Here is a 12,507-nt window from a genome sequence, read left to right as displayed (position 1 = left end):
CTTATTGGAGCGTTAAATGGGTGATTTAATCGGGATTAGCTTATTGATCTTGATCAGTGCGTTGTTTGCTATGTCAGAAATAGCAATTGCAGCGTCGCGTAAAATAAAACTGCGGGTAATGGCAGATGAAGGAAATATAAAAGCAGCAGCGGTATTAAAGCTACAAGAAAATCCAGGGGCTTTTTTTGCCATGATCCAAATAGCACTCAACGCGATTGCGATATTGGGTGGTATTGTGGGCGAGCAGGCTTTATCGCCTTATGTTGAAAGTGTTTTAGTGCTTTTTTATCAAGGTGCACACTTAGAAAAAATTAGCTTTTTATTCTCATTTTTTACTATTACATCTCTGTTTATCTTGTTCGCCGATTTAATGCCAAAGCGTTTAGCGATGATCATGCCAGAAGCTGTCGCTGTTAGAGTCGTTACAATAATGCGCTGGGTAACCTTTGCCTTAACTCCGCTAGTGATGTTTTTTAATGGGGTAACGAACTTTGTGCTGCGCTTATTTAAAGTGCCTGCTGAGCGAGAAGACAACGTTACAACTGAGGACATTGTTGCCATGATGGAAGCGGGTGCTGCATATGGTAGTTTGCAAAAGCAAGAGTATGAACTCATTGGTAATGTGTTTGACCTAGAAGCGCGGTTTTTATCAAGCGTAATGACGCCACGCGACCAAATTGTCTATTTTGATTTAAACGAATCTAGCCATGATATTGCGACCAAAATTATTGACCACCCTCATAATCACTTTTTAGTGGTGTCAGGAAATTTAGATAAATTGCATGGCTCTGTTGAATCTAAAGATATTTTACGACAAGTACTAAAAGGCGAAGCCGCCAATATAAACGATGAGCTGATTGATAAAGATGTTTTTTACTTACCGGAAACATTAAGCCTATCAGAAGCCTTAAATGCGTTTAAAAGCGCAGCAAAGCCATTTGCTGTTGTCGTAAACGAATACGCGCTTTCGGTAGGTATTGTAACGGTAAAAGACTTAATGAAAGGGTTTATGGGTGATTTAATTACTCATCAAGGTGATGAATTAATTATAGAGCGCGATAAAAATTCATGGCTTGTAGATGGGTTAACTCCAATTACCGATTTAGCAAAGGTACTTGATATAGAAGAATTTCCAGATCAGATGCACTATGAAACTGTCGCTGGATTTTTAATTTACAGTATGAAGCGAATCCCTAAACGTGCAGAGCATTTAACTTTTTCAGGCTTTAAGTTTGAAGTTGTTGATGTAGAGGGCATTAGGGTAGAGCAGTTGTTAGTTTCAAGAGTTATTAATCCACAGAACGACAACCCCCTTTAAAAAAGTAAGATAGTCGTTTATATAAATAGCCAAGCTGTTTTTGCTTGGCTTTTTTATGCCTATTTAAAAGTTTCGTTCCTAAAATGAGTGATTATTTCAACCTGTTTAATTGCTTTATTTTCAAACAGCTCTGATTCTATTTTCATCAAATTAACATTAAATGCTACCTAAGGCGTATATTGTACTCAATAGTGTAAGTTTGTGTAAATTTCTCCTTATTAAGATTCATTATCAGCGCATTTTAATTTAGAATGATCGTTCACTCTAAACTAAAAGGTATTTAACATGCAGCGTTCCCGCATCGCTTTATTTGTATTGTCAGCCCTCGTCGGTTCTGTTGCTTTAACTGGTTGTGATCAGGCTGCTGAGCAGTCACAAGCTTCAGCTCCTAAAGCTGTCCCAGTGGGTGTAATTACAGTAAAAAGCCAAGCGCTTACTCTCAAAAAAGAACTTCCTGGTCGCATTAGTGCATTTCAAATTGCTGAAATTCGTCCACAAGTAAGTGGTATTGTGCAATCTCGTTTATTTGTTGAAGGTAATGAGGTTAAACAAGGCCAAGCACTGTATCAAATAGACCCTGCTACATTTGAAGCAGACTTAGCAGCAAGTGAAGCAAGCGTAGCGCGCGCAGAGGCAAGCATTGCCAGCTCTAAATCAAAAGCATCGCGTTATAAAGAGCTTTTAAAAATTAAAGCCGTGAGCCAACAAGATTTTGATGAAGCAGATGCCGCATACAAGCAAGCTAATGCTGAATTATTAACAGCTAAAGCGCAGTTAAAATCAGCGCAAATTAATCTCGATTACAGCCACGTCTCTTCTCCTATTAGTGGTCAAATTAGTAAATCAAGCGTAACAGTGGGTGCACTCGTAAGTGCCAATCAAAGTACAGCACTTGCTACAGTAACTCAGCTTGATCCAATTTATATCGATTTAACACAATCAAGTAATGAGCTTACCCAACTTAAAAAAGCAATATCATCAGGTGCTCTAACTGTCGATTCGGCTAGCCAAACTGACGTAGAACTTATTATGGAAGATGGCTCTATTTATCCTCATAAAGGCACATTGCAGTTTTCTGAAGTGACCGTTGATCCAAGTACTGGCTCAGTAACACTGCGTGCTAAATTTTCAAACCCAGAAAAATTATTACTGCCTGGCATGTATGCTCGAGCTTCTATTGTGGAAGGTGTTAAGGCGGGTGCTATTTTAGCTCCGCAACGTGGCGTTAGCCGTAATTCAAAAGGCGAACCAACAGCAATGGTTGTCAGTAAAGACAACACAGTAGAAAGCCGCGTATTGAAAGTAGATAGAACTATTGGTTCTGATTGGCTTGTTACTGATGGCCTGAGTGATGGCGATAAGTTAATAGTAGAAGGTTTACAAAAAATCCGCCCTGGTGCACCTGTGAACCCATCTGAAATTCAATCGTCTGCTAAAGCCGATCAAGCGCAATAACGGAGAGTTTTAATGTCACGATTTTTTATCGATAGACCGATATTTGCTTGGGTACTCGCTATTGTAGTGATGCTTGCAGGTATTTTGGCGATTAGGAGTTTACCTATTTCGCAGTATCCTTCAATTGCACCACCTGCAGTGAGTATTACTGCAACGTACCCTGGTGCATCTGCACGAACACTTGAAGATACGGTTACGCAAGTTATTGAGCAAAAAATGAAAGGGCTTGATGGCTTGCTTTATATGTCATCTACGTCTGAGTCGAGTGGTTCTGCTACACTTACACTTTCGTTTAGTGCCGAAACTGACCCTGATATTGCACAAGTTCAAGTGCAAAATAAACTAGCGACAGCAACTCCACTATTACCAGAAGCCGTACAAAGGCAAGGTGTGGTAGTTGCAAAATCAGCGCGTAACTTTTTAATGGTTTATGCTTTTGTGTCTAAAGATGGCAGCATGACCAATATTGATATTGGCGATTATGTTTCATCGAACGTGCAAGACATTGTCTCGCGTGTTGAAGGCGTAGGTGAAGTACAGCTGTTTGGTTCTCAGTACGCGATGCGTATTTGGTTAGACCCAGCAAAGTTACAAAATTATAAGCTTACACCTGCTGATATTAGTGCATCAATTAGTGCGCAAAATGCACAAGTATCTGCCGGTCAACTTGGCGGTATGCCTGCCGTTGATGGTCAACAACTTAATGCAACAGTAACGGCGCAAAGTCGATTACAAACGCCAGAGCAATTTAAACAAATATTAGTTAAAACCAATCCAGATGGCTCTTTTGTACGTCTAGAGGACGTTGCTAAAGTAGAGCTTGGCGGTGAAAGCTACCGCGTTGTTGCTCGTTACGATGGGCAACCTGCATCAGGTTTAGGTATTAAATTAGCCAGTGGCGCTAACGCACTTGATACCGCAGAGGGCGTTAAAAAAGCAATTGAAGAGCTAAAACCGTTTTTCCCTGAAGGGTTAGATGCCGTAATACCTTACGATACAACACCGTTCGTATCGTTATCTATCGAAAAAGTTATTCATACATTAATTGAAGCTGTTGTACTGGTTTTTGTAGTTATGTATTTGTTCCTACAAAACTTTAGGGCAACACTTATTCCAACTATTGCCGTACCTGTGGTTTTACTAGGTACATTTGGTATTTTATACACCTTTGGTTATTCAATAAATACGCTGACAATGTTTGCGATGGTACTTGCCATAGGCTTATTGGTAGATGATGCAATTGTTGTTGTAGAAAATGTTGAGCGTTTAATGACCGAGGAAAAACTCTCGGCACTTGAAGCTACACGTAAATCTATGGATGAAATTAAAGGCGCGCTGGTAGGTATTGCTATGGTGCTTTCTGCGGTATTTATTCCAATGGCATTCTTTAGTGGCTCTACCGGTATAATTTATCGTCAGTTTTCTATAACACTCGTATCGGCGATGGGGTTATCTGTTTTGGTGGCTCTTATTTTAACGCCAGCATTGTGTGCAACGCTTTTAAAACCAAGCCATGTACATACCAATGACACGTTGTTTGGCCGATTTTTTACAGGCTTTAACCGTGGTTTTGATAAAACAAATTCAGGTGCACAAAGCTTTGTAGGTCGCATGCTTACTCACTCTAAACGTTACTTACTTATTTATGGCGTGATTGTGGGCGGTATGGTTTATGTATTTTCAAGCTTGCCAACGGCATTTTTGCCTGACGAAGACCAAGGTATTTTGTTTAACCAAGTGTCATTACCAGCGGGTTCTACAACACAACAAACACTTGAGGTTGTTAAAAAGGTAGAAAACCACTTTTTAAACGATCAATCTGAAGCAGTAAACGGTATTTTTACCGTGACTGGTTTTAGTTTTGCAGGTTCTGGCCAAAACTCAGCAATTGCCTTTGTAAATCTTAAACATTGGGATGAGCGTCAGCGTGACGAGTTATCTGTTCAAGGTGTTGCAGGTAAAGCGATGGGCTACTTTTCAACGATAAAAGAAGCATTTGTTTTTGCCTTTCCGCCACCTGCAATTGTTGAACTGGGGACTGCTAATGGCTTCAATATTTTCTTACAAGACCGTGTAGGCCTTGGCCATGACGCACTTTTAGCTGCACGAAATCAGTTATTAGGTTTAGCAAGCCAAAGTCCAATTTTAGCGGGCGTGCGTCCAAATGGACAAGAAGATATGCCAGAGCTACAACTTGATACAGACCTTGCAAAAGCCGAAGCGCTTGGCGTGTCGCAAAACGATATTAACAGTACACTTTCAACAGCATGGGGTAGTAGTTATGTAAATGACTTTATTGACCGTGGTCGAGTTAAAAAAGTGTATATGCAAGGTGATGCACAATCTCGCATGGTGCCTGAGGATCTAAATAAGTGGTATGTGCGCAATGATAATGGCGATATGGTGCCGTTTTCAGCGTTTGCTAGTGCCTACTGGACGTATGGTTCGCCGCGTTTAGAGCGTTACAATGGTTTTTCAGCAATGGAAATTCAAGGTAGTGCAGCGCCGGGTTACAGTACAGGCCAAGCAATGGATGAAATGGAGCGTTTAGTTAAACAATTACCAAATGGTATTTCGTCTGAGTGGACCGGTATTTCATTCCAAGAGCGCTCTAGTAGCGGTCAAGCACCTCTACTATATGGCCTATCGCTGCTGTTTGTATTTTTATGTTTAGCCGCGCTTTATGAAAGTTGGTCGGTACCGTTTGCGGTAATGATGATTGTGCCACTGGGTATATTTGGTGCAATTATGGCAGCGCTTGGCGGTGGCTTATCTAACGATATTTACTTGCAGGTAGGCTTGTTGACCACCATTGGTTTGGCATCTAAAAATGCGATACTGATTGTAGAGTTTGCGATTCATAAAATGGAAGAAGGGCTTGGCTTAGTTGATGCGGCTATTGCTGCTGTTCGCCTTCGTTTGCGTCCAATACTTATGACTTCTATGGCCTTTATTTGTGGTGTTTTACCGCTTGCTATTGCCTCAAGCGCGGGTTCTGGTGCGCAAAATGCGTTAGGTATTTCGATTATTGGCGGCACACTTGCATCATCAATATTAGTTGTTGTTTTTGTACCGTTATTCTTTGTGTTAGTGCGCCGTGTATTTCCTGGCAAAGCTAAAGAGACAACGAAGGAGAGCGCAGAATGAGCATTAAAACATTCAGCCTAAGTGCAATTGCCTTATTGGTGCTAAGTGGTTGCCAATTAGCGCCAGAGCAAAAAGACCTTGCTCTACCAGTATCTGATGCTTATGCATCAGGTACTGGGCAAAGCGCTGCGCAGCAATTAAATTGGCAGCAGTTTTTTAATGACGAAAAACTACAAACGTTAATTAGTCAAAGCCTTGAGCATAACAAAGACATGCAAATTGCAGTGCTTAATGTGCAGCGCGTGCGTGGTTTGTATCAAATTGAAGACTCTGCTTTGTATCCATCCCTTGATTTAAATGCCTCAGGTACGCGCCAGCGTTTACCGGCTGACTTATCAGGTACTGGCGATGCAGCTATTAGCTCGCAATACAGTGCAACAGTGGGTATTACCTCTTACGAGTTAGATATTTGGGGCAAAGTACGCAATCAATCAGCGCAAGCACTGCAAAACTTATACTCTACAGAGCTTAGCCAATACAGCACGCAGGTGTCTTTAATTTCAGAGTTGGCAAATGCGTGGCTAAATTATGCAACTGATTTGCAACTGCTAGAGCTTGCAAAAGAAACGCTTACCTCTCAGCAAGAATCATTATCGCTTACGCAAAAAAGCTTTGATTTAGGTGCGACGTCTTCAATTACCCTTGAGCAGCTTAAAAGCACAGTTGCTACGGCAAAAGTAGACATAGCAACGTACAAACGTTTGTTAAAGCGTGATAAAAGTGCCTTAGATTTATTAGTAGGTAAATCTGTTTCAGCTGATTTACTGCCTAATAAAGACCTGACTAACTTGATCAGTATGCCAGAAGTACCCGTTGGTTTACCGTCTGACTTGTTATCGCAGCGCCCTGATATTAAAGCCGCTGAGCATTTAATGCTTGCTGCAAATGCCAATATTGGTATTGCACGTGCGGCGTTTTATCCAAGCATTAGCTTAACAGCCAATGCCGGCTCTGCTTCAAGTGATTTAAGTGGCTTGTTTGATTCAGGCTCGGGTACATGGAGTTTTGTGCCGTCAATTAGCTTACCTATTTTCAATATGGGACGTAACCAAGCAAATCTTGATGTAGCAAAAGCAGATCAAGAAATTGCGGTAGCAACGTATCAGCAAAAAATTCAAAATGCATTTCGCGAAGTTGCTGATGCACTTGCCGATAGAGAGGGCTACCAAGAGCAATTAAGTGCCCTTGATATGCTTATAAGTAGTCGACAAATCACGTTTGATTTATCAAAAATGCGTTACGAAAAAGGTGCAGATAGCTACTTGCAAGTACTTGATGCTCAGCGTACATGGTACGGCGCACAACAGCAGTTAATTGCGGGTCAGCAAGCGTATCTTGCGAGTCAAATTAACTTGTACAAAGCGCTTGGTGGCGGATGGAATGTAGCCAGTGAAACAACTCAGGAAGAGAAATAATATTTGCGGCTTTTAAAGCCGCATTACATATTTATATGGCGAGACTATTTATAGCTCTTGCTTTACTGAGTTTATGACTTGGTAGTGGAGTTGAACATGAAGCCTAAAGCAAAAAGGCAAACAGATCCCGCGATAGCACTTGCTAGGCGTGAGCAAATTTTAAAAGCTGCTGCAGAGTGTTTTCGCCGTAAAGGTTACCACGGTGCAGGTATGGCAGAAATATCTAAAACGGCAGGGATGAGTGCAGGCCATATTTATAATTACTTTGAAAGCAAAGAAGCGATTATAGAAAGCATTATTGAAAAAGACATGGAAGAAATGTTCTCTATCTTTCAAAAGTTTGAAGATCACCCTGGTGATGTTTTGGCGGCTCTTTTAGATGGCTTAAATATTGGTGTGCAAAGGCACATGGACACAGGCTCGTGTGTTATTGATTTAGACATGATGGCAGAAGCAGGTCGAAACATTAAAGTAGCAACTCTCTTGCGTGAAACCGATATTCAAGCAAGAGGGCGCATGAGACAGCTTTTAACAAGCGAGCGAAGTGCGCTCAAAGACATTGATGAGCGTGAACTTGAAAGCCGAATTAATGTTATTTTTTCGATGATGGCAGGGTTATTACTTAGAAAGTTACTCTACCCTGAGCTAACCGAAGAAACGGTACTCATAGCGCTTCGCCCTGCGATGAAAACATTACTGATGCCATTTGATAAAGCGCAGTAACGCTCAAAATAGATAACTAAAAAGTAAGCTAGCCAATATTTTGGCTAGCTTTTTTATTTATACTATTTAAAAACGCTCGATTGACCACTGAAGTGCAACAATTGCGATAGCAACGGAGCCCATTGGCATTACCCACTTTTTATACCAAGTGTAGTGTCGTACATAAATGAGTATTGGTAAGGCTATCAGTAATATACTAAGTTGACCGATTTCGACGCCTAAATTAAACGCCAATATACTGAGCAGTTGATAGTCGCTCGACAGGCCAAGCTCGCCAAGTACGCTCGCAAATCCCATCCCATGTAGTAAACCAAAAGCAAAAGTAAGCCAACCTAAACGAAGTACCAACGGCCACACATTATTTAATGCTGCAAATAAAACCGATATAGCAATTCCAAGCTCTACCCAGCGACTATTTGGTGAGACTAAGTTCATAGCGGTGGCGGTAAGCGTAATAGAGTGCGCAAGCGTAAACGCGGTTACTATCCATGCTGTGTGTTTAATAATGTGTTTTTTAGAGCTAATACCTTGCCATGCTTTATCGCTGCGTTTTAAAACACAGGTAAGTAACAAAGCGATTAAAAATAAAATATGATCAATACCAATCCAAATATGTAAAACACCCTGGTACACGTATTGATTAAAGGTACTTAAATAACTTGTTTGCTCAAAGCTGAACGTTTGTTGTGCCTCATTGATATTAAATACACGAGATACACCGTTAATATTTACGATGGATTTATGGTTAGCATCAGTTTTAAAAAAAGCGGAATAGGAAAGGGTGATTGCTTCATTATCATCACAGCTAAACTGCAGCGGAATTACCAAATAAGGTTGGTTAAAATGGTTATCTAGCTGATAGATACCTTCACTTTTTAAAGGGCATATTTGCGCGCTTTGCGTGATATTTAAATTTTCTTTAATGAAGTTATTTATTGAGCTGCGTTTTGCTTTTATTTCTGTCCACGAAATTTGGCCGTTTTTATCTAAATCCAGAGGCACTGCGTGCTCTAAGTCGGCAATATTTATTTGCCAGGTACCCGTGTATAGATTTTTGCTGGTGTCGTTATTGTTCTCGCTATTTAAGGTTATATAACTTGTACTTAGTTGATGGGCAAAGCTGTAAGTTGAAAAAATGCACAGCATTAAAGTGAGTATAAATAGATAAGGCGTTTTCATAGTGTATCTCGTTGCATCGCTTTTGCTTGAATAAGTAATTGCTCATCGGTGCTCATTTTAGCCTGCTGCCAATTAATATGAGCCCAGTAAAGTGCTTTTTCGCGATTTGGTTGTACATCAAGGTAATATTTAGCTAAGTCACTTGCATGAAAAGAATCTTTACGAAGCTCTCGTAGCGTAACTCTTTGCGCCATTGTATTTTGCCATTTTTTATCGCGTTTATTCAGTTTTTTTTCTGCGATTGAAAGTCTTAGCAAAATAGCATCTTCTAAATTGCCTTTATCAGGAAGCAGTACGCTTAATGTATTTAATACTTGTTGTGGTTGGTTTAGAGCAATTTGAATATCGGCCCATAAAACAATTAGGCTCACAGGGGCTTGAACTAAATCTACACTTTGTAAGTGAGACAATGCTTGTTTGTAGTTATTTAAACGATAGCTCATTTCACTTAAAACATGGTTTGTAGCTAGGCTAGTTTGATTATTATTTATAATTTTTACTAATGCTTGGTAGCTGTCTAAAACGCTTTCATGTTGGCTTTGTACATCAAGTACACAGGTGCTAGCAGTAATAGTGCTTACGTGCCCAATTAAAGCGACGCAGTGCTTTTTTGCTTGTGCAAACTTACCTTGAGTCATAAATATATTGGCTAGCAATAAATGGCTATTACTATGCTGTGGCTCTTTAATCAAAACGTTGTTAGCAATATCAATAGCTTCGTTGAAAAGGTGCTCTTTTTGTAAAACGCGAGCATATAAGTAACCAATTTGAGATGAGGGTGTGTGTTTATATAGCTGGGCTAAACGGGTTTTAAGTAGCCCCTGTAAACGCTCTGTTTGGCCTACATATTGGCTGTTAGTGACTAATGTATTTATTTCCTCAACAGACAGAGAAGCACTAAGCGTTGAATTACTGTTAGCAATAACTGCATCATTTTTTGGAGTAAAAGGCGCAGCGCTTAATGCAAAGGTCGTTAGGCATAAAGTAATAAATGCGACGGACTTAAAAATTGATAAATGCATTATAAATATCCTTTGAAAAAAGCCATCCATGGCCTGTCAGCTTAATTACTTGGTTAGTTACCGTTTGTTGAAATTAATCCATCAACATCGGTATCGGTGTTTGTAAACACCCGACCGTTAACAGTTAACGGCTCTGCATTTGGCGCTTGATTAAATGCATCGGTTGCAAATTGAGCAAAGTCGACTTGTAGTGCGTCAATTGTAATGTTTACTATTGCAGTTACTTGCGAATTAACGCCATCACTTACACCAAACATAAAACTATCTGAACCTGTCACTTCTTTATTTGGTGTATAGGTAAAGTTACCGTCGCTATTAACGGTAACAGTTCCAAGAGTTGGCTCACTTGTTAACGAATAAGTAAGCGAATCGCCATCATTGTCGGTTGCGCTAAGCATATCGGTAATGCTTACCTCAGTTTGTGTAGTTAGCATTGCATCACTTGCGGTAGGCGCTGTGTTTACAACCGGTGTAGGCTGTTTTTTATCGTCATCGCTACTACATGCTCCCAATGTTAATGCACTGAGGAGAACACAAATATGGGTAGTTTTTAAATTACGCATTATTTTACTCCTTATTTAGAGCCAGCAAGCGGTGTTGCAAGGTATGGGAATGATGAATCCATCATTGTTGCATCAATAGGTGCGCCGTCTGTAAATGGCACTGTGCCTGTATTAGCATCCTCTGGTGCACAAAGTCCTAAATCAGTGTCTTCACCATTTACTGGGATAGGATGACATAAACGACCCATCACAACACGAAGTGCAATATCAACCACATCATCACCCGGGCGACGACCATTTGGGAAGCCGGCTAAATCATTACCCGCTACACCAAATGCAGATTGATCAGCTTGCGCTGTTGCTGCAATGCCTGTATTTAAACGTAGCATTTCTGAAGGTGTTACAGTTGCTTGCTGATTAACGCCTGCAAAACCCGTTAAAAATGCAGTGATTAAATCAGTACGCGGGAAGTTTGTGGGTGCCAGTGTTTCTAAGTTTGCGCCAAGGGTCGTATTAACAGCATCTTTAAACAAAATGTTTAATAACTCTGGCAGTGCTGGGTGAGATACATAATCTAAAAATTGTGCATCATCTTTAGGGTGAGCAGTGGAGAATGTGTCTTTGTCTTTAATGCCAATTACAAGCTCGTTTACAAGCGGGCTACCCAAGCGTGAAACTTGTGTTAAAGCACCACCATTAACGCCATTATTAGCAAATTTAGCATTAGGATTTAATACGCGAGCTTGAGGTAGGCTTGCTGTTGTCCATGAACCTATTACGCCGTTACCTTCACCAACAATACAGCTTTTAGGTATTTCGATAGCAATTGATGTTACGTTTTTATCTGCAAGGTCGTCGTTATCAGCTGATTGTGTTATGCCACCAGGAAAACCACCGCCGTCACCAGCACCAGGGGCGCTATCACCCTCTACAGGTACATAGTTAACTAAATCAAATGTTTTACCTAGGTTAACTACAAATGGGTCTTTACGTTGCCCTACAAAAACTTGTGCCATGCTTTCACAGTTAGGAATTGAAACCTGATACACAAATTGGTCAGCGTAAGTTTGATAATCGCTCATTGAACCAAATGTTTTATTGCCCACATAATCAAGCGGTTTAGAAAATGTGCTGGAGTTTGATGCAGTGTTATTTAATACCGTTGTTTCGCCAGTACGCTGCGCGCCGCTTATCATGCTTACTGTGTATGATTCGCTAAAATTTACAGCGCTGTTATCTCCGGCAGATACACCGCCTACATTTTTAAGCGGTACAGACACGGTGCGTTGATTACCTTCAGGTCCAACAGTTAATTGCACACCTTGGTTATCATTAGGAAGCATGCTTTTAAAGTTAAACGCAAATGTAATATCTTCAACAGCATCGCCGTCGTTATCTATATGAATGCTGTAGGTAGCATCTGGGTCCATTGCAAAGTAATTAGGACCGCCGTATGCATCTTGCAGCGGGATGTAATTAGCTATTAATGTGACGTAATCATCACGACCTTGCTCGTAACTATTAAATACATAAAAATCGGTTGAATCTAAAGTCGGGAAACGGCTTATATTTGGCGCTTCTCTGTGGCTAGATGCTTCACTTGGTGCACTTACAAACGTACTACATATTACTACTGCGAGTATTGATGGAGTTAAAGCTTTCATGACTTTGTCCTTTAGTTTTGATTGAAGTCATAGCTAATAACGGGGCGGGATTTAAATTGGATGCAAAAAAGTTAAATTATT

At 40.5% G+C, this 12,507-nt stretch carries 9 protein-coding genes; 5 read left to right on the top strand and 4 right to left on the bottom strand.

Annotated features, from left to right (window positions below):
- The first annotated feature begins 16 nt into the window (after positions 1-16).
- The 5 genes from JG479_RS18115 (at position 17) to JG479_RS18095 (ending at position 8,058) form a co-directional block, all read left to right on the top strand.
- A complete protein-coding gene (locus JG479_RS18115) occupies positions 17-1,318 on the top strand; it encodes a hemolysin family protein (RefSeq protein WP_002959027.1) in 1,302 nt (433 codons plus the stop codon).
- Between the two features lie 285 nt (positions 1,319-1,603).
- Complete coding sequence (locus JG479_RS18110; protein ID WP_024594995.1) at positions 1,604-2,773, top strand: efflux RND transporter periplasmic adaptor subunit; 1,170 nt, start codon at positions 1,604-1,606, stop codon at positions 2,771-2,773.
- A 12-nt stretch (positions 2,774-2,785) separates the two neighbouring features.
- A complete protein-coding gene (locus JG479_RS18105; RefSeq protein WP_002959029.1) occupies positions 2,786-5,920 on the top strand; it encodes an efflux RND transporter permease subunit in 3,135 nt (1,044 codons plus the stop codon).
- Positions 5,917-7,335 (top strand): efflux transporter outer membrane subunit, encoded by a 1,419-nt coding sequence (locus tag JG479_RS18100; RefSeq protein WP_200220658.1) that lies wholly within the window; start codon positions 5,917-5,919, stop codon positions 7,333-7,335. The genes JG479_RS18105 and JG479_RS18100 overlap by 4 nt, the downstream gene beginning before the upstream one ends.
- A gap of 96 nt (positions 7,336-7,431) precedes the next feature.
- Complete coding sequence (locus tag JG479_RS18095; RefSeq protein ID WP_200220657.1) at positions 7,432-8,058, top strand: TetR/AcrR family transcriptional regulator; 627 nt, start codon at positions 7,432-7,434, stop codon at positions 8,056-8,058.
- A 66-nt stretch (positions 8,059-8,124) separates the two neighbouring features.
- Here the strand turns inward: JG479_RS18095 and JG479_RS18090 are convergent, their stop codons facing one another.
- Genes JG479_RS18090 through JG479_RS18075 form a run of 4 tightly spaced genes read right to left on the bottom strand, consistent with a single transcriptional unit; the run spans position 8,125 to position 12,426 of the window.
- Positions 8,125-9,237, bottom strand: coding sequence for a HupE/UreJ family protein (locus tag JG479_RS18090; protein WP_200220656.1), 1,113 nt, complete (start codon positions 9,235-9,237; stop codon positions 8,125-8,127).
- Positions 9,234-10,259, bottom strand: a complete 1,026-nt coding sequence (locus tag JG479_RS18085; RefSeq protein ID WP_200220655.1) for a hypothetical protein — start codon at positions 10,257-10,259, stop codon at positions 9,234-9,236. Before JG479_RS18085 ends, JG479_RS18090 begins: the two co-directional genes overlap by 4 nt.
- Before the next feature lie 53 nt (positions 10,260-10,312).
- Complete coding sequence (locus tag JG479_RS18080; protein WP_138490377.1) at positions 10,313-10,822, bottom strand: Ig-like domain-containing protein; 510 nt, start codon at positions 10,820-10,822, stop codon at positions 10,313-10,315.
- 11 nt (positions 10,823-10,833) lie between these two features.
- On the bottom strand, positions 10,834-12,426 hold the full coding sequence (locus JG479_RS18075; protein WP_200220654.1) for a DUF4331 domain-containing protein: 1,593 nt from the start codon (positions 12,424-12,426) through the stop codon (positions 10,834-10,836).
- Positions 12,427-12,507: the final 81 nt, after the last annotated feature.

The sequence above is a fragment of the Pseudoalteromonas sp. LC2018020214 genome (genome assembly GCF_016598755.1).
GTDB classification, from domain to species: Bacteria; Pseudomonadota; Gammaproteobacteria; order Enterobacterales; family Alteromonadaceae; genus Pseudoalteromonas; species Pseudoalteromonas distincta.
The sequence above is the reverse complement of the archived record's forward strand: the minus strand, read 5'-3'. Positions and strand labels throughout refer to the sequence as shown.